Here is an 18,273-nt window from a genome sequence, read left to right as displayed (position 1 = left end):
CTCGTGGGCGTGTCAGATCGCCGCGACCAGGCTGGCGCGACTGGGTCCGGCCTCGCAGCGATTGCGGCCGCCGGCCTTGGCGCGATAGAGGGCGTCATCCGCCCGCTGGATCAGGAAATCCGCGTTGTCGCGCGAGTCGGGCTCGATGTCGAGGCTGGCGACGCCGACCGATACCGTCACGTAGAGTTCATCCGGCGCGCAGGGCGGTACGTGCTCGTGACCCTTGAGGATAATGGGCGTCTGGGCGATTTCGGTGCGCAGTTTTTCGGCCAGCTGCATGGCGGCATCCTGGTCGGTATGCGGGGTGATAACCACGAACTCCTCGCCACCAAAACGCGCCGCCAGGTCCACGCGGCGCAGATTCTGCCGCAGGCGCTGGGCGATCGATTCGAGGATATAGTCACCCGCCAGGTGTCCCAGGCGATCGTTGATCCCCTTGAACTGGTCGATGTCCAGCATGACCACCGACAGCGCCTGCCCATAGCGGCGTGCACGGGCGGCCTCCTCGTCCAGGCGGCGATTCATGTGGCGACGGTTGAACAGGCCGGTCAGCGGATCGGTGATTGACTCGTGTTCCAGCCGGGTGATGCGGCGGATGCTCTCCACCGAGCTGTAGGTCAGGCGTACAACGGTGCAGACGAAACAGCCGCCCAGCAGGAAGATGATCGGCACCAGAAGATCGGGGATCGAGTGGTACAGGCCCCAGTTCAGCGGGATGAAGCCGAGATATCCCAAGGTGAAAATCGGGATCAGGAGGAACATCAGCAGCCAGCCGGTGCGCACGCGGCTCTCCGGCAGCTCGCGCAGCAGGCGGGCCAGATTCCACTGGGCATAGATCAGGCCCGCTGCACCCAGCACGATGGCCCCGTTGGCGATCCAGTTGAGCATCTCCCTGTCCCCCGCACGCAATCCCGATTTGCGTACCTGCAACGTACCACGGAAACGTGCATGAAAGAACAACGTTTCTAACCCCTTGTACCTTGACCGCTGGCGGTGGTAGCGCTACCATCCTGCGCTCGCTGTGTAGGCCCTTTTGCGGGGACGGCTCGACGGGGTATAGCGCAGTCTGGTAGCGCGCCTGCTTTGGGAGCAGGATGTCGGGGGTTCGAATCCCTCTACCCCGACCACCCCTCCCGGCCAATGGTTTGCAGGCAGGCTCGAGATCAGGCGTGGCACCTCGACGTTCGGCGGTAACGCGCTCGTAGCTCAACCGGATAGAGCATCGGCCTTCTAAGCCGACGGTTGCAGGTTCGAGTCCTGCCGGGCGCGCCAGAGCCGCCCTGTGGCAGTTGCCTGGACAGTGACACGGTGGTGACCGTAGCTCAGTTGGTAGAGTCCCGGATTGTGACTCCGGTTGTCGTGGGTTCGAGTCCCATCGGTCACCCCATCCCCTTTTTCTTGGGGGCCGTTAGCTCAATTGGTAGAGCAGTGGACTCTTAATCCATTGGTTGTAGGTTCGATTCCTACACGGCCCACCATCTCCAAGCCTGATCTTCCGCGTCTGATCCGCATTTTGCTTCCTTCGAGTGGCCTCGCCTGTTCGGTCTGGCTGTGCCTGGCGGTGCTGACCTGTGCTCGAATGTCGGGTGTATCGAGCGGTATTCGGTCAACCTTTTACTCCTGATCTCGCAGCGATCTACCGACAGCGTGATGGTGCCCTCAGTCGTTCGTCTGACAGCGTGATTTCCCCCCCAATTAGTCTGCCATTCAGGTGCTAGCCTCCCCACACGTTTGCGGTGCAAGGCAAGCCGACAGGTTCGGCAAGCACACCGTGCCCGGTTGCTGACACATTGGAGGCCCTAATCATGGCGGTACTGGATCGTAGTCTGGAGAACTTGCTGCGACTGCCGCGCGGCAAAAAACAGGGATTGATGGTGCTGGCGGACATCGTGATGCTGCCGCTGGCGCTGTGGCTGGCCTTTGTGATTCGCACGGGGCAGCCGTTGCCGCCCATGATGGTAGAGGCCTGGTGGCTGTTTGCCCTGGTCCCGACGGTCGGCGCACTGGTGTTTGCGCGCCTTGGCCTTTATCGAACCGTCGTGCGTTTCATGGGGGCGCGCGCGGTGCGTGCGGTGATCGTCGGGGTCTCGGCGCTGGCGCTGATGATCTGGGCCTCGGCCGAACTGACACAGACGCCCGGTTTCTTCGGGGCGGTCGCGGTGAACTTCGCCCTGCTGGCCTTTGCCCTGGTAGCGGCGGGACGATTTGTGGTGCGCAGTTGGTACCAGGCTGTGTCCGATGCGCGTACCGGCAGCGAGCGCGTGGTCATCTTTGGCGCCGGCGAGGCAGGGGTTCAGCTGGCCTCCGGCCTGCAGTCCAGCGGCCGCTTCCGGGTGATGGCCTTCATCGACGAGGATCCGGCGGTCCAGGGGCGTTCGATTGACGACATCCCGGTCTGTGGCCGCGAGGCCCTGGGCACCCTGGTGGAGCAGTGTGGCGTGCGCCGGGTATTGCTGGCGGTGCCGTCGGCGAGCCGTGCCGACCGCCGGCGCATCCTCGAATGGCTGGAGCCCTATCCGCTGCATGTGCAGTCGGTGCCCTCGCTGGAGGCAGTCGTCTCGGGCCGGGCCCCGCTGGATCAACTGGAGGATCTGGATGTCGCCGACCTGCTGGGCCGCGATCCGGTGCCGCCCAACGAGGCCCTGCTGGCGCGCAGCATCCGGGGCCGCGTGGTGATGGTCACCGGGGCCGGCGGGTCTATCGGTTCGGAGCTTTGCCGCCGCATCCTCAGTCTGGAGCCGGCCGCCCTGGTGCTGTTCGAGCGTAACGAGTTCGCGCTCTATCGGATCGAACAGGAGATTACGCAGCGCCGGTCGTCCATGCAGTCGGGCGTCGAGGTGCACGCGGTGCTGGGCTCGGTCGCCAACCAGGCGCGCGTCGAAGAGGTCCTGCACCAGTATGGCGTGCAGACGCTCTACCACGCGGCGGCCTACAAGCATGTGCCGCTGGTCGAGGGCAATCTGCTGGAAGGCCTGCGCAACAACAGCCTGGGTACCGCCGTGGTGGCCGATGCGGCGATCGCGGCCGGCGTCGAGCGCTTTATCCTGGTGAGCACGGACAAGGCTGTGCGGCCCACGAATGTGATGGGCGCGAGCAAGCGCCTGGCCGAGATGGTGCTGCAGGACCGCGCACGCCGTCAGAACACAACGGTGTTCAGCATGGTGCGCTTTGGCAACGTCCTGGGTTCTTCCGGGTCCGTCGTGCCCCTGTTCCATCGCCAGATTCGCGAAGGCGGGCCGGTCACGGTGACTCACCCGGAGATTACCCGCTACTTCATGTCGATCCCGGAGGCCGCCGAGCTGGTGATTCAGGCCGGGGCGATGGCGCAGGGGGGCGAGGTCTATGTGCTCGACATGGGCGAACCCGTGCGCATCATCGACCTGGCCCGACGCATGATCCGTCTGCACGGTCATCAGGTCCGGGAGGACGAGGCCGAAGGGGAGGGCATCGCCATCACCTGTACCGGCCTGCGTCCCGGCGAGAAGCTCTACGAGGAGCTGCTGATCGGGGATAACGTGGAGGAGACCCCGCACAGCAAGATCATGCGTGCGCGCGAAACCTGTGCGGAGCCGGCGGTTCTCGCCCGCGCCCTGCGCACGCTGGAAAAGGCCGACCGCGAGCGCAATGCCAACGTGGCGTTCGAAGTGCTCCGCGAGATCGTCGATGGGTACGAGCCGGGCCGCGACGAAGAGGCCACGCACAGTGCCCCCGCACCGGTCGGTCGGCCCCGTCCGGCTCCTGCCCCGACCGCGCGTCCGGCGGCAGTCGCCTATGCACGGATTGCCGATTCGGTTCCACGCTAGGACCAACGAAGCCCCCTGAGGGGTGTCGGATGATCCGGGTCTCCTCGGCGAGACCCGGATCAGTCGCGTCCGGCGCGCAGGGCGATGGCCAGCAGGAGCAGGGGCAGGTAGCCCATCACGACACCGGCGGCACCCGGTAGATGGTTGGCAACGACCAGGACTGCAATGGGGAGTAACCAGAGCAGGTTGATCGCGGCGACACCCAGGGCCACCGGGATATGCGACCCGAACCGGTGGGCGGCATGCTGGTAGGCATGGCTGCGATGGGCCTCATAGACCCGCATTCCCCGAAACAGGCGTACCGCCAGCGTTGTGGTGGCGTCGACAATGAACACGCCCAGCAGGATCAGCCAGGCGGCCAGGAAGTTCGTGTCCAGCCCCGCTGCGTGCATCGACAGCAGACCCAACAGCAATCCGAGCGTGCCACTCCCGACATCCCCCATGAAGATCCGCGCCCGCGGAAAGTTCCAGACGAGGAACCCCGCGCTTGCCGCGGCCAGCAGCGCCGGCAGCCACCACGCGTGCGCATCCCCCCAGCCAAAGAGCAGGCCGGCCATGGCCAGACAGGTCGTGACTGCCTGAATGCCGGCCAGACCGTCGATGCCGTCCATGAAGTTGTAGAGGTTCAGCAGCCAGACGACGTAGAAAAGCGCGAGTACATGGCCGATCCATCCTGCATCGATCTGGACGCCGACAATCGCCACGGGTGGCAATCCCCCCAGCCAGGCCAGACCCCAGACGGCCGCAAGAAAATGCACCAGCAGTCGCCAGCGTGCGGCCAGGTGGCCGTGGTCATCCAGCCAGCCGACCCAGGCGACGGCGCCCGCCGCCCCGATCAGGGCGGCGGCGGTCGGCACGCCGACCCAGCCGATCCCGGCGGAGAGCAGGGTTCCGAGCAGAAAAACCAGCACCAGTGCCAGGCCGGCACCGCGTGGCGTGGGGGTCTGGTGCGAGCTGCGTTCGCCGGGGATGTCGACCAGCTGCCGCGTCAGGGCGTAGCGGCGAATCCAGCCCGTGATCACCACCACCAGCACGAAGGCGGTCAGCAATCCGATGGTCTCGATCACGTAAGTCATCCCCCATGGGTCCCGGCTGGCGGCCCCGGACAGGCAATCGGATTGATGCCGCCCCGGGCCGGATGCCGCGCATTGTGGGGGAAGGAGAGGTGGGACTCCAGCGCTTGCCTGGTAGCCGTCGAGCCAGGAACCGCCGACCTGGTACTTGCCGACCTAGTAACCGGCGATCGGGTCGACCGGAGTCACCGGGGGCTCACCCTGCGCCATCGCGCGGGCATTGCGGATGAAGATCTCCAGCGCACGTTCCATATAGTGCGGCGAGGTGCCCGAGACATGGGGTGTGACGAGGACGTTCTCCCGGTTCCACAGCGGCGACTGGGCGGGAAGAGGCTGCTGCTCGAAGACATCCACCGCCGCGCCGCGCAGGCGTCCGGCATCCAGCGCCCGGGTCAGCGCCTGCTGATCCACAACCCCGCCGCGCGAGATGTCCACCAGCACGGCCCCCGGCTGCAGCCGCTGGAACTGGGCTTCGCCGATCCGGTGCCGGGTGTCCCGGGTGAGCGGCAGGCATACGATCAGGTCGTCCACCTCCGGCAGGCGGTCCTCCACGCTATCCAGGGCAATGACCTCGTCGGCGCAGTCATGGGGGCGCGGGTTGCGCTGGACACCGATCACGCGCATGTCGAACGCCCGGGCCCGGCGCGCCACCTGGGTACCGATATGCCCCATGCCAAGCACCATGGCGGTGCGCCCGGTCAGCTCCCCGAGCCAGCAGCGCTCCCAGCGCTTCTCGCGGCTTTGTGCGTTGAAGCGGTCGAAGTGCTTGGCGAAATAGAGCATGGCCCCGATCGCATACTCGCTCATCGGGGCGCCGTGGACGCCACTACTCTTGGTCATCAGCAGGCCATCCTTGGGGAATGGCATGTCCCAGATCTTCTCGACCCCGGCGGACAGAAAGTGCACCCAGTCATACCGCGACAGGCGGTCCAGGGCGTCGGGCAGCCAGGGCAGGGTGGGGGCGATCACCGCATCGACCGCGAGCCCCTCGGGGATGGCCTCGGGCTGATCCGCGAAGGTCAGCGTGGTGCCGGGCAATGCTTGCTGCAGGTGGGCCTCGATCGTGTCCTGCTGCTTCTCCAGAACCTCCGGTTTCTGCAGGAACAGGGTGTGGCTCAGGCGCATGCACGGCTCCGGTTGTGCATGCGGGCCGCCAGCCGGAAGATGCGGGTGCGGACCTCGTCGCGGTTCTCCAGCAGTGCTTCCGGGGGGGCAGCGCGAAACTGCTGTTCCGCGGCCTGCAGCCGCTCCAGCTCGCCGCGCAGGCGCGCCGTCCCGGTGGCCGGGTCTTCCTGACTGACGACCTCGCGGAAGGCGCGCGAAAGGATCACCCATTCGGACCCAAGGCGGACATGCTCGCCCAGTATGGATTCGGCCGGGACCTCGCCCTTGCCCACCGCGCCGACGCCCCCGAACCCGAACGCGACGCCCGCCTCGCGGCAGAGGGCGGCCGGCGCCTCCAGCATGCCGCCGGCCAGCGGTTCGAACAGGAAATCGAGCCCGGACGCCAGGCTGAGATCATTCAGGCCGATATGAATCTGGTCCTTTGGCCCGAGCAGGGGCAGGTAGGACGGCAGTCGGATCAGGGCCTGCGGGGTCTCGACCAGCAGGGTCACCGGCACCTGTCCGCCGACGGCGTCGAGAAAATGCTGCACCTCGTCGATGCGGGTGAACATCGGCAGCATCAGCCGGTCGGCGCCGGCGTCGATCGCCTGACGGACCTCGGAGGGCGTTTGCGGAGCCGGCGGATTGATGCGCACCATCAGCTCTGCGCTCGTGAGCACGTTGGAGATGCGGCGGACATCGTCGAGCGTGTGACGCGCCTTGTGGGTGTCCAGATGGCCCTGGCGTTCGGCCTTCCCGCGGGTCTCCATGTCGACAAAGATCCGTGCGATCCCCGCTGCCTCGGCCTGCCGGGCCACATCGGCGGAGGGAGTGATGAACATGTGTTTCAGGGTCGAAGTCATTCCATGTCCCCTTGCTGTCGGTTACGCAACGAATCGCGATAGGTACGCCAGTTGATCCCGGCCTCGCCGTAGACCCCCTGGCCGGTCAGGACGACGTAAACCGTCTTCAGAATCAGCCCCAGGTCGTACAGCAGGTTGTGCTGCGCGGCATATTCGGTGTCGGCCTCGAGCTGCTGGATCCAGCCCAGCGTGCGGCGACCACGGACCTGGGCCAGTCCGGTCAGGCCGGGACGCACCGAAAACCGGGAGGCGTAGGAGGGGGGCACGACCTCTACCTGTTCCGGCAGGATCGGGCGGGGACCGACCACGCTCATGTCGCCGCGAAGGATGTTCCACAGCTGCGGCAGCTCGTCGAGACTGGTCGCACGCAGCCAGCGACCCACGCGGGTAATGCGCGGGTCGACCCCGGTGCTGACCACCTGTTCCTGGTGCTGGTCGATCGCGTCCGGGTCGCGATCCACCATGGTGCGGAACTTCAGTACCCGGAACGGCTGGCCGTTGAAGCCAATGCGTCGCTGGCGGAAGAGGATCGACCCGGGGCTGTCGAGGCGAATCGCAATGGCGATCAGCAGCAGCAACGGGGCCAGCACGAGCAGCGCCGCCATGCTGGACAGGATGTCGAACAGGCGTTTGAGGGTGGCGTTCATGCGAGCTCCATCGTTCGAAGAATGACGCGGTTGACCTGCCCCACCTCGTACTTCGCCTCGACCCGCTCGCGCGAGGCCCGGGCCATGCGGGGCAACAGTTCCGGATGGTCGAGGAGCCGCTGCATGGCGTCCGCCAGGGGCGCGGAGGTCCGGGGCGGGACGAGGAGGCCGTTCTCGCCGTCGACGACGGTCTCGCGGCAGCCCGGGGCATCTGTGGTGATAATCGGGCGGCCCACGCTCATCGCCTCCAGCACCGAACGCGGGGTGCCTTCGCGGTAGGAGGGCAGGACGAACACGGAGGCCTTCTGAAGCCAGGGTCGAACATCGGCCACACCACCGACGAACTCGACAATGCCCTCGCGCTTCCAGGCCTCGACCTGCTCCGCCGAGATCGTGTGCGGCAGGTCCGGGTTATGGGGGCCGACCACCACGAAGCGGGCATTGGGGTGTTGCGCGTGAACCTGGCGCGCGGCCTCCACGAACTCGAGGATGCCTTTCTCGGTGAGCAGACGGCCGACAAACAGGAACAGCGGGTCGCCTTCGGGAAGGGGATGCTGGGCGAAGCGGTCCACGTCCACCCCGGATCCGTTAATGCGAACGACTCGCTCGGTATCCGGCAGCACACCCCGATCGAGAAAATCCTGGAGGTCATCCGGGTTCTGGAAGAACACTCGATCGCAGCGGGCCAGCGCCTGGCGATACAGGCCGGAACTGATCGTGCGCAGGATGCGCGTGCGCCAGGACTCGGTGGTAAAGGCATGCCCGAGACCGGTAATCATCGCGTAGACCCGCGGGACCCCGGCCCAGCGGGCGGCCAGAGAACCGTACACCACGGGCTTCACGGTATAGCTGAACACGGCCTCCGGTCGCAGGCGCCGCATCAGCTGGGTCAGGGCGAAGGTCGTGCGCAGGTCTTCAATCGGGTTGACACCGGTACGGCCCAGGTCGAACGGGTAGATCGGGATGCCCAGCTCCTCGACCTCGGGCAGGTAGTCCTTGCGCGGGACGGCGGCGGCCACCGTTTGGCCGCGGCGGCGGATCTCGCGGATCAGGTCCCCGCGGTTGGCGATCAGCGATCGGGCATTGGCCGCCACGATCAGGAGATCGATCCCGCTGTGTTCCCGCGACTCGCTTTCCCGGTCGGCCTGTGCCGTGCTGGTGGCATCCCCGCGCAGGGTGGTGGCCACCCTGCGGTGCTCGGTGTTCTGCATGTCTGTTGCTCCTGTTCCCAAGAGGTGCCGGGTGGTCTCCGCCTACGCTGGAGAGGTCTCTCGGAAGTCCTTGTGCATGGGTACAAAAGGTAAACAGGACAATGATTTATCGCTATGTTTCGGGGTGCTCAAAGTGTGCGAGACACCCCGAAAAGGCAGACCGGCTCAAGGGGGATGGCCGGTTTATAGACGCAGGTCACTCGCCTCGGGTGGGAGGACGGATTTCACGTCGAAGATGACCGCGCGCTCGCGCCCGAACTTCTGCAGGCCCTGGGCCCCGAGTTCGACGAACTCGTGGTGCGGGACCGCAAGGATGATGGCGTCGTACTCGCCCTGCTTCGGCGACTCGCTCAGCAGGTCCAGGCCATACTCGTGACGGGCCTCGGCGGTATCCACCCAGGGGTCCCAGACATCGACTTCGGCGTTGTAGCCGTGCAGGTCATGGATGATGTCCACGACGCGCGTATTGCGCAGATCCGGGCAATTCTCCTTGAACGCCAGTCCCATCACCAGGACGCGCGATCCCACGACCGGGAATCCCTTGCGGATCATGGCCTTGATCGTGCGGTCCGCGATGTAGCCGCCCATGCCGTCGTTGGTGCGGCGTCCGGCAAGGATCATCTCCGGGTGGTAGTTGGCGGCCTGTGCCTTGTGCGTCAGGTAGTACGGGTCGACGCCGATGCAGTGCCCGCCCACCAGGCCGGGTCGAAACGGCAGGAAGTTCCACTTGGTCCCGGCTGCGGCCAGCACGGCCTCGGTATCGAGATCGAGTCGTTCGAACAGCATCGCGAGTTCGTTGATCAGCGCGATATTCACGTCGCGCTGGGTGTTCTCGATCACCTTGGCCGCTTCGGCCACGCGAATGCTGGGGGCCGGATGGGTGCCGGCACGGATGATGCGGGCGTACAGCGCGTTGACGAAGGTCGCGACCTCGGGGGTCGAGCCCGAGGTGACCTTGACGATATCGGGGATGCGATGTTCCTTGTCGCCGGGGTTGACCCGCTCCGGGCTGTAGCCGAGGAAGAAATCCTGGTTCAGTTCCAGGCCGGATTCGCGGGCCAGCACCGGGGCACAGTCTTCCTCGGTCGCGCCGGGGTAGACGGTGGACTCGTAGATCACCACGTCCCCTGGTTTAAGGGCGCGACCCACCGTGCGGCTGGCCGCCAGCAGCGGGCCCAGGTCCGGGCGCCGGTGGGCATCGATCGGGGTGGGCACCGTCACGATGAACACGTTGCAGTCCTGCAGTCGCTCCAGGTCGGCGGTCAGTTCCAGATGCTCGGCGGCGGCGAGTTCCTCGCGGGAGACCTCGCGTGTGCGGTCGTGTCCCTCGCGCAGTTCCTCGACGCGGCCCGTATCGATATCGAAGCCCAGCGTGGGCAGGACCCGTCCGAACTCGGCTGCCAGGGGCAGGCCGACATAACCTAGACCAATTATGGCCAGACGCGGGGCGTCCGGTGCCGCAAATTCCGCCATCTTCCAATCTCCTGTGTGAATGTTGGTAATGGCCCCGGGAACGGGGCAGGTGCGCGCGCGTCGCGCGCGGCCGATCAGGGCGCGGCACGCCGCGGTTGCGGCAACTCCGCGCCGGAAGTCTCCGGTGGGTCCGTGGTGCTGTTCGGGCCTGACGAGCGACTGGCGCCAAGGCGTCGCAGTCGTTCCCAGCGCCACAGGCGGCGCCCGGCCAGGCCCGCCGCCAGGGCGATCAGGATCCCGAGGAACTTGGCGCGATGGCGGGCAGCGGTCCCGAAGTTGCTGGTGCCCCAGGCGAAGATGATCGCCAGCACGATGAACACCACGACCAGCACGCGGAAGTCCGAGCGATGCCACCAGTGCCGGCGATACACCGCCAGCAGCAGGACCAGCGCCAGATAGAACAGACCCTCTGCCATGCCGATCAGATGGACGGGCGAGCGCACCTCCCACAGCGGAGGGCCGAACAGCAAATAGCCCACCCGGACCGGGGTCAGGAGCAGTGCCTGTAGGTCATTGGACGGGATCAAAAAGGACGGGTAGGCCGCCCCGCCGCGGGCGCTGCGCTCGGCCCGCTGGTCCAGCGTCTCGGTCTGTTCCATCACGTCGCCCAGCTGCCCGATCGACGAGAAGCGCATCTCGTCCATCACCACGAATCCGAGGACCCCGGCTGTGCCGAGCAGCATGCCGCCGAGCAGCAGGCCGGGGCGCAGGTGGCCCAGATCCGAGCCGCGCAGGAATTCCTTGATCGACCAGCCGACCAGCACGACCGCGATGCCCGCGATCGCAAACACCGCCGCGCCATGCACGACCGCCGCACCCAGCAGGACCCCGACGGCGGCCACCAGGAAACCGGTGCGCTGACTCTGAACCCAGCGCACCAGCCAGAGCACGCCCAGCAGGAAGAAGGCGGTGAACCAGACCTCGCGCAGTGGCACGGCCGCGTTCACGATCAGGATCGGGAACAATGCGGCGATCCAGGCTGCACGCACGGCGGCCTGGCGATCCCAGAGCTGCTCGGCGATGCGCGCAATCAGATAGACCGTCAGCATGCCCAGGGCGATGTTCACGGCCTGGAAGGCCAGGGGGGCGCGGTCGGCACATGCGTAGACGTTCGCGATCAGCCAGCTGTGCAGGTACGAGCTGCCCATGCTGAAGTGGTCGCCGAGATTGCCGCAGCCGTTCTGGGCCCAGAACCAGGCCCGGCGCTCGAAGCTGATCGCATCGGCGCCACCCTGAGGCAGGGGAAACAGGAAGCGCTGTACCAGCGCCGCCCCGATGCGGGCCAGCAGGGCCGCCAGCAGGGGCCACAGATAGCCCTCGCGCCTGGCCCCGGTCCACAGCACGGCGACCAGCACCACCATCAGGAAGCTGGCCGACAGCAGCAGCTCCATCGTCGTAAACGGGATCGATGTATAGCTCATGGCGAGACGGGCGCGGTATCGGCCATCGCATCCCGGAACACGGTCTGGTAGCGCGCGGCCACGGCCTCGAGGGCGTAATGCGATTCCATGCGTGCACGGGCCTCGCCACCCAGCGCGTGCAGGCGCTCACGGCCCTGGCCGATGGCCCGGGCAATGGCGTCCGCCAGATCCTGCGGCTCGGGGCTGGCGGCGACAAAGCCGGTGGACCCGACCACGCGGGCGGCATCGCCGATATCCGTGACCACGGCCGGTCTGCCGCAGGCCATGGCCTCGCCCACGACATTGGGGAAGCCCTCGCCCCAGCGCGAGGGCAGCACCAGCAGGTCCAGGCCCGGGTAGAGGGCCTCGGGTTCGGGGGTGGGCGGCAGCAGCGTGACATGCCGGTCCATCCCGTGTTCGCGGATGGCCTGGGCCAGCGGGTTGTCATCTGCGGACACCCCGGTGCCCACCATTACACAGTGCACGTCGGCTCCACCCCGGACCAGGTGCGCCAGGGCGGCCACCAGTCCGGCATGGTTCTTCATTGCGTGGGCGCGCCCGACCATGCCCAGCAGCCAGGTATCCGCCCCGATACCCAGTTGGGTGCGCAGCCCGGGGGCGGCGTCCGGCGCCGGATGGAAACGCGCCAGGTCAAAGCCGTTGGGCAGGACCACGCGACGATCCGCGGAGAATCCCAGCGCCTCGTGCTGCGCGGCGGCGGTGGCGCTGTTGTAGACGATGCGGGCCGGATACCGCGACAGCCAGGCGCCGGTGCGGATCACCCAGCGGGTCCCGCGTTTCTCGTGCGCCAGGTCATGCAACGAGTGGCGCACGTTCCAGAACACCGGGCCCTGATGCCCGAGGCGTTGGGTCAGCGAGGCCGCCAGGTTGCCGTGGTACATCCAGCCCATCACGCCATCGGGTTGATAGGCGGCCAGCGCGCGGCGCAGGGCGGCGATCCATCCCGTGGAGAGCGGGTTGCGCAGTCGCCCGGTATAGACCGGGATACCCTGCGCCCGGATGTCGCCGGCCATCACCCCGGGTTCCTTGAGCGCGAACACGGCACCGGCGTCCGGTGCCGCGCGCAGCAGGTTGCCCAGCTGGCGCTCCGCGCCGCCCTGGCCGAGCCCGTTGATCACGTGCAGGATCTTCACCGTCGGTTCTCCTGCAACTCGCTGATCACATGCAGGTGCTTGCCGCTGGGCGACGGCGGGATCGCGTCCACGCGATCGATATCCAGGCGTGTGCCCGCGCCGAGTTGTTCGCGGATCTCGGGCTCCAGGCGCGCCTGCAGACGCTGTTCTCGCTCGCCCTGCGGGGCACGATCGATGGGGATCAGGCGCAGGCGGATATGATCTTCCGCGTGCTGGACCCACTGGTACTGTCCGATCCAGTCTTCCGGGTACAGCAACTGGCGCAGCCACCCGCCGAATACCACGGCACCGCTGGTGCCGCGGATATGGTCGGTCACGCGTCCCCATACCCCCTCCAGCAGCGGCCATTCCCGCCCGCAGTCGCAGGCCTCGCCGGACCAGCTGGCCAGGTCGCCGATCGCATAGCGCAGCAGGGGCATGCTGTAGTTCGTCAGCGAGGTGACCACGACCCGTCCGGGGATGCCGGGTGGCGTCGGACGGCCGTCGTCGTCGAGGATCTCCAGGTACTGGGTCAGCGGGTTGACGTGCAGCCCGCGGTGGCGCTCGCATTCGCAGGCGATGTCACCCACCTCGCGCGAGCCGTAGCGGTTGAACACGGGGGCATCGAAGGCCTTCTCGATGGTCTCGCGCATGTCGGGAAAGAGGGTGCCGGCCGAACTCAGCACACTGCCGATACCCGGCACACGGACTCCCCGGCGCAGGGCATGCCGGGCGAGTTCGTGGCCACTCTCCGCGTAGATCTGCAACTGGCTGGGCGGCGCGGCGCGCAACTGCTCGAGGTGCGCATCCATCGTCTCCGGGTCCATGCGGTAGGCGTTCAGCAGGGTGCGATTCTTCAGGCGTTCGGCGAGGCGGCGGGTGCCCCGGGGTGCCGTCAGGTCGCGTGAAGCCGCCCACAGCACGGCCTTGGGCTGCCCCGGGCGGTAGCCGGTCCAGCCGTCGAACAGGGCCTTGGTGGCGCGGCCCCAGCGGCGATAGGCGGTGTCCTGGTAGAACGTGGCCGGCTCGCCGGTGGATCCCCCCGAGGTGTTGCGCCGCAGCCCGGGTCGGGGCCGCTGTGCGCACAGGCGCTCGCCCTCGCGACGGATGGTGTCCTTGTCGAGGATGGGCAGCGACAGCAGGGTGGCCAGCGGATCGGCGGCGATGGTGTCCGCATCTGGCAGGATTTCCCGGTAGTACGGCACGTCGTCGCGTGCCTGTACCAGTAGGCGCGCGAGCCGCTCGGCCTGCAGGCGCTGCAGGGCGGGCAGGGGCAGCCGCTCCGCCCGGCGCAGCGCGGCATATTCGCGTGGGCCGGAGAGCCAGGGGAGGAGGGCACCAAAGGCCAGGGACATGACGGTTGTGCCTCAGGCGCTGGCGGTGCGCGTCGAGCGCAGGCTGGACCGCGCCCGGCGGGCCAGCTCCAGGAACGGACCCAGACGCGAATACTGGATCGTGCGCCGCGACTCGCGCGAGAAGCGGCAGGGCTGACAGTGACCGCAGGGCTGGCCGAGGATCGGCGAGTGGCAGAACCACGACTGCTCCAGCAGCGGCAGGAAGCCCTTGGCCTCGGCGTCGTACTTCATCGCCTCCTTCGTCACCGACAGCAACGGGAAGCGGTAGTACTGGAACAGCTCCCAGGCGAAGTCGTCCTCGCGGAAGCGAAAATCGCCGTACTGCGGGTTGCGGAACAGACGTTCCTGCAACTCGGTGCCGGCCTCGTGGCCGGTGAGCGACAGTTCCAGGTCGCGCAGGCCTTCCTGTTCGCACAGGCGGGCGAGCCAGTCGTACTGGGTACCCACATGCACCTCGCTCGCCAGGCGCTGGTAGAGCTCGGTGATGTTCGGGTCCTCGAGGATGTCGCTGCGCAGATAGACACGAACCGGCGCCACGCGCCCGCGGGCCTCCGCCCGCGCCTCGATGCCCGCACGGATGTTGGCCATGGCCCGCAACTCGTACACATAGGATTTCCGGCGCGGGTCCAGCACGTAGATCGGCTGTACCTTGCGGTTGCGATAAAGCGCCAAGTCCAGCAGGCGGTAGCTGGAGTCCCAGCCACCGGTCCACAGCAGTTTGATCGTGTTCATGTCGTTCTCCTGATGGCAGTGGCGTATCAGCGCGGATAGCCGCGCGGGACCGAGGGCAGCAAGGGTCCGAAGCAGGACTCGTTGCGCGACCAGGCCACCTGCTCCGCATTCCACTCGAGGATTACGGGCTCGCCGCTGGCCTGAATGCAGACGTCCCAGCCAATGAAGCGCAGATAGGGGATGCGGCGATGGGCATTCAGGCACAGCTCGCGTACCGCGCCGAAGTTGGGGATCCGGCAGTCCTTTACGTCCACGCCGCTGTCGGGGTGGACCGAGCCGATGCTGACGCAGACCGGGTCGCGCAGGTGGCCGTCCAGCCAGCCCTCACCATCGACACCGACGAAGTAGCCACCGGTGGAGACGTTGTCGGTGCGCTGCCCCTCGCGGCCCAGGCGGAGGAAATGGTTCAGGATGCGCAGTTCCCCGGATTCCGGATCGAGGAAGGTCAGAACCCGCAGCGTATTGACCGAGCTGGCGTTGATCCGCGCGATATCGGGATGCTGCTCGATCAGGGGCTGCACGATACAGTTTCCGGGGACCTTGCCGAGTTCTTCGGCCACCTGCTCGGTAGTCGTGAAGGTCACGCCGAGGCCCTGGCGTCCCTCGTCGGGCTTGATCACATAGGTCTTGCCGGCCTCGAGCCGGGAGAGGGCGGTTTCCAGCGGCTCTGGCGTCCCCTGGGCATCCAGGTACTGGCCACCCACGCGCACGAAGACCGGGGGCACGACGCTGTCCGGGAACAGGCGCGAATCCATGGTCTTGAGTCCGCTCAGGCGGCGGATGTCCTGCCGGTTCCAGAGCGGGTTCAGGTGTTCGGTGTAGTAATCGTCGCCGATCCACCCCTCGACGAACTCGCGCCGCACCTCGGTGTAGGCGGCCAGCCATGGCCACCAGGACTCGCTCCCGTAGGTGTCGGTCGCATAGCGCTTGATCCGCTGCAGGACCGGGCGCGTGACCGCAGACTCGCCGTGGGCGCGGATCAGCTTCTCGCGCCACTGGATGGCGATCTTGCGCGACTTTTGCAGGTGGCGCAGATGGACGGCGCGCGCAATGGTGCGGGCGATGCGGCCGCTGTTCTTGATCTGCAGCGGCTGGGATTGAACGTGCGTCACGGGCAACTCCTCGTGTGGTGTCGACACGGCGGGTTCAGCCATGGGTGCCGGAGGCCGCAGGGCCGGGGACGGACTGGACCTGGGGGTTATCTGCCTCGGTGTGAGTGACCAGCTCGTCGAAGCGGCCAACGGAGGCGAACGATCCCCGTTCCAGGTGGGCGACCTGATCGCAGGCGCGCACGGTACTCAGGCGGTGCGCGATCAGGATGATGGTCTTGCTGCGTGACAGGGACTCGATCGCCTCCATCACGGCGCGTTCGGTTGCGGTGTCCAGGGCACTGGTGGCCTCGTCGAACACCAGGACGTCGGGGTCGTGGTAGAGGGCGCGGGCGATCCCGATGCGCTGGCGCTGGCCCCCGGACAGGCGCACGCCACGCTCGCCTACCATCGTGGCGTACTGCTCCGGCATGTCCTGAACGATGAAGTCATGCACCTGTGCCATGCGCGCGCAGCGCTCGACGCGATCGTGGTCGATCTGCGCGGCGGGAATCCCCAGCGCGATGTTTTCGGCCACGGTCGAGTCGGTCAGGAAGATGTCCTGGGGGACGTAGCCCAGGGACTGCTGCCAGGCGCGCAGGTTGGCATCCGTGACCGGCTGGCCATCCACCAGGATGGCGCCCTCGGTCGGGCGCAACAGGCCCAGCAGGACGTCGACCAGCGTGGTCTTGCCGGAGCCGGTGGTGCCGATGATCCCGACCGATGTGCCGACCGGGATCTCCAGGTTGATGGACTGCAGCGCGGGGCGGTGGCCGCCTGGATAGGTGAACTCGATGCCCTCGAGAGCGATGGTCTTCTGCGGGACCAGCGGCTGGGGGGCCTGGCGATGCAGCTCCGCCAGGGCCTCGCGTTCGCGCAGGTCCTCGGTCACGCTCTCCACGGCGGCGGCGCCGAAGCGAAGCTTCGCAAGGCCCGCGTAGATGTGCTGCGCGGCGGGCAGCAGGCGGTAGCCGGCAAAGGCGTACAGCCCGAGGATCGGCAGGATCTCGCCCAGCGCATCCGTACCGGTGCCGCCCTGGGTATGCAGCAGGATCAGGGTGAGCCCGATGATGCCGCCGAAGCCGATCGCCTCGATCAGGAATTTGGGTACCTGAGAGATGGTCTGGTTGGTCGCCTGGTGCCGGGCCTGGCGCTTGGAGGGGGCATCGAAGCGCGACAGGTACGCATGCTCGCGACCCAGCAGCTTGATGTCCTTGATGCCGCCGAGGGCCTCGCCGGCGGCCGTGAAGCGTTCCTTGTTGGCGAGCGAGCGATCACGGCCGATGCGCCCGAGCAGGCCGCGCACGAACAAGAAGATCGTGCCATATACCCCGCCAATTACGACCGCGACCCCCAGCGCGAGCCACGGATCGACAAAGATCAGCAGTGCCACGATGGCGATGGTTACGACCAGGTAGGCGATCATCGTGATCCCGGGACGGAAGACATTCAGCACCAACTGGTCGACCTCGGACAGGATGCTCTTCGCCATGTCGCCGCTATGACGGTTCAGGAAGAACGCATACGGCTGGCGCAGGTAGGTCTCCAGCAGGCGCTTGCCGAGGCTGTGACGGCGCATCTCGATGAAGCGGTTCATCGCGTAGTGCGTGAGTGTGCGAAATACCGCCGAGAACAGGATCAGCGCGAAGGCCGCCGCACCCAGGGCAAAGATGAACTGATCCACCGAGTTGAAGCCGAGCCCCGTGTAGAGCTGGTTCAGTACCGGGTTGGTGTTGACCAGCTCCGGGTTACCCAGCACGGACAGGAACGGCATGATCGATGCGACCCCGGCGGTCTCCAGTACCGCCATGATCATCATCAGCCCCAGCACGAGCGCACCCCGGCGCTTCTCCGCCGGGGTGAGCAACTGCAGCGTTTTGCGGTAGACCCCCATCAGGCGGCTGCCCGGTAATACCCCAGATACCACTCGACGAAGCGGGCGACGCCCTCCTCGACCGATGTGGTCGGTTCGTAGCCGGTGTCTGCGCGCAGCGCCTCGACGTCGGCGTAGGTGTCCGGCACATCGCCCGGCTGTAGCGGCAGGAGATTCTTCTCCGCCTTGCAGCCCAGGCAGTCTTCCAGCACCTCGATGTAGTGCATCAACTCCACCGGACGATGGGCCCCGATGTTGTACAGCCGATAGGGGGCTGCACTGGTCGCCGAGTCGGGCTCGGCGCCGGTCCAGTCGAGGTTGGGCTGAGCCGGACGATCCAGCGTACGGATCACGCCCTCGACGATGTCGTCGATGTAGGTGAAGTCGCGGCGGTGGTGTCCGTAGTTGAAGACGTCGATCGGCTCGCCCGCCAGGATCTTCCGGGTGAACAGGAACAGCGCCATGTCCGGCCGGCCCCAGGGGCCGTAGACGGTAAAGAAGCGCAGGCCCGTCACCGG

15 protein-coding genes and 4 tRNA genes are annotated in these 18,273 nt (G+C 67.0%); 5 read left to right on the top strand and 14 right to left on the bottom strand.

Features of this window, described 5'->3' with window-relative positions:
* Positions 1-12: 12 nt before the first annotated feature.
* Complete coding sequence (locus tag F579_RS0106090; protein WP_019023972.1) at positions 13-888, bottom strand: GGDEF domain-containing protein; 876 nt, start codon at positions 886-888, stop codon at positions 13-15.
* Positions 889-1,050: 162 nt separating this feature from the next.
* On the opposite strand from F579_RS0106090, the gene F579_RS0106085 reads away from it, so the two are divergent.
* The 5 genes from F579_RS0106085 to F579_RS0106065 all read left to right on the top strand — a co-directional run bounded on the left by F579_RS0106085 (position 1,051) and on the right by F579_RS0106065 (position 3,803).
* Positions 1,051-1,127, top strand: a tRNA-Pro gene (locus F579_RS0106085).
* A gap of 68 nt (positions 1,128-1,195) precedes the next feature.
* Positions 1,196-1,272, top strand: a tRNA-Arg gene (locus tag F579_RS0106080).
* A 39-nt stretch (positions 1,273-1,311) separates the two neighbouring features.
* Positions 1,312-1,387, top strand: a tRNA-His gene (locus F579_RS0106075).
* 15 nt (positions 1,388-1,402) lie between these two features.
* Positions 1,403-1,478, top strand: a tRNA-Lys gene (locus F579_RS0106070).
* Positions 1,479-1,805: 327 nt separating this feature from the next.
* Positions 1,806-3,803: a nucleoside-diphosphate sugar epimerase/dehydratase gene (locus F579_RS0106065; protein ID WP_019023973.1), complete on the top strand. Its 1,998-nt coding sequence runs from the start codon at positions 1,806-1,808 to the stop codon at positions 3,801-3,803.
* A 59-nt stretch (positions 3,804-3,862) separates the two neighbouring features.
* On the opposite strand, the gene F579_RS0106060 is transcribed toward F579_RS0106065, so the two are convergent.
* The 13 genes from F579_RS0106060 to F579_RS0106000 form a co-directional block, all read right to left on the bottom strand.
* The gene (locus tag F579_RS0106060) at positions 3,863-4,879 is read right to left on the bottom strand and encodes a glycosyltransferase family 4 protein (RefSeq protein ID WP_019023974.1); all 1,017 of its coding nucleotides are present in this window, start codon (positions 4,877-4,879) and stop codon (positions 3,863-3,865) included.
* A 153-nt stretch (positions 4,880-5,032) separates the two neighbouring features.
* A complete protein-coding gene (locus tag F579_RS0106055) occupies positions 5,033-6,001 on the bottom strand; it encodes a D-2-hydroxyacid dehydrogenase (protein ID WP_019023975.1) in 969 nt (322 codons plus the stop codon).
* Positions 5,992-6,843 carry an aldolase/citrate lyase family protein gene (locus tag F579_RS0106050; RefSeq protein ID WP_019023976.1) on the bottom strand — a complete coding sequence of 284 codons (852 nt, stop codon included), beginning with the start codon at positions 6,841-6,843 and terminating at the stop codon, positions 5,992-5,994. Before F579_RS0106050 ends, F579_RS0106055 begins: the two co-directional genes overlap by 10 nt.
* Complete coding sequence (locus F579_RS0106045) at positions 6,840-7,490, bottom strand: sugar transferase (RefSeq protein ID WP_019023977.1); 651 nt, start codon at positions 7,488-7,490, stop codon at positions 6,840-6,842. Before F579_RS0106045 ends, F579_RS0106050 begins: the two co-directional genes overlap by 4 nt.
* Positions 7,487-8,701 (bottom strand): glycosyltransferase family 4 protein, encoded by a 1,215-nt coding sequence (locus tag F579_RS0106040; protein WP_019023978.1) that lies wholly within the window; start codon positions 8,699-8,701, stop codon positions 7,487-7,489. The genes F579_RS0106045 and F579_RS0106040 overlap by 4 nt, the downstream gene beginning before the upstream one ends.
* 183 nt (positions 8,702-8,884) lie before the next feature.
* Positions 8,885-10,174, bottom strand: a complete 1,290-nt coding sequence (gene tviB / locus F579_RS0106035) for a Vi polysaccharide biosynthesis UDP-N-acetylglucosamine C-6 dehydrogenase TviB (RefSeq protein ID WP_018993711.1) — start codon at positions 10,172-10,174, stop codon at positions 8,885-8,887.
* A 74-nt stretch (positions 10,175-10,248) separates the two neighbouring features.
* Positions 10,249-11,595 carry a glycosyltransferase family 39 protein gene (locus F579_RS0106030; RefSeq protein WP_019023979.1) on the bottom strand — a complete coding sequence of 449 codons (1,347 nt, stop codon included), beginning with the start codon at positions 11,593-11,595 and terminating at the stop codon, positions 10,249-10,251.
* On the bottom strand, positions 11,592-12,728 hold the full coding sequence (locus tag F579_RS0106025; RefSeq protein WP_019023980.1) for a glycosyltransferase: 1,137 nt from the start codon (positions 12,726-12,728) through the stop codon (positions 11,592-11,594). Before F579_RS0106025 ends, F579_RS0106030 begins: the two co-directional genes overlap by 4 nt.
* A complete protein-coding gene (locus F579_RS0106020) occupies positions 12,725-14,062 on the bottom strand; it encodes a phenylacetate--CoA ligase family protein (protein WP_019023981.1) in 1,338 nt (445 codons plus the stop codon). The genes F579_RS0106025 and F579_RS0106020 overlap by 4 nt, the downstream gene beginning before the upstream one ends.
* A 12-nt stretch (positions 14,063-14,074) precedes the next feature.
* On the bottom strand, positions 14,075-14,794 hold the full coding sequence (locus F579_RS0106015) for a hypothetical protein (RefSeq protein WP_018994653.1): 720 nt from the start codon (positions 14,792-14,794) through the stop codon (positions 14,075-14,077).
* A gap of 26 nt (positions 14,795-14,820) precedes the next feature.
* On the bottom strand, positions 14,821-15,906 hold the full coding sequence (locus tag F579_RS0106010; RefSeq protein WP_012982029.1) for a sugar-transfer associated ATP-grasp domain-containing protein: 1,086 nt from the start codon (positions 15,904-15,906) through the stop codon (positions 14,821-14,823).
* Between the two features lie 34 nt (positions 15,907-15,940).
* Positions 15,941-17,776 (bottom strand): ABC transporter ATP-binding protein, encoded by a 1,836-nt coding sequence (locus tag F579_RS0106005; RefSeq protein ID WP_019023982.1) that lies wholly within the window; start codon positions 17,774-17,776, stop codon positions 15,941-15,943.
* Positions 17,776-18,273: NAD-dependent epimerase/dehydratase family protein (locus F579_RS0106000; protein WP_019023983.1), on the bottom strand; the 498-nt coding region annotated here is incomplete at its 5' end. The genes F579_RS0106005 and F579_RS0106000, both read right to left, overlap by 1 nt.

Origin of the sequence: Thioalkalivibrio sp. ALJ21 (assembly GCF_000378605.1) — a bacterium.
In the GTDB taxonomy this organism is placed as follows: Bacteria; Pseudomonadota; Gammaproteobacteria; order Ectothiorhodospirales; family Ectothiorhodospiraceae; genus Thioalkalivibrio.
This window is presented reverse-complemented; position numbering and strand designations above follow the sequence as displayed.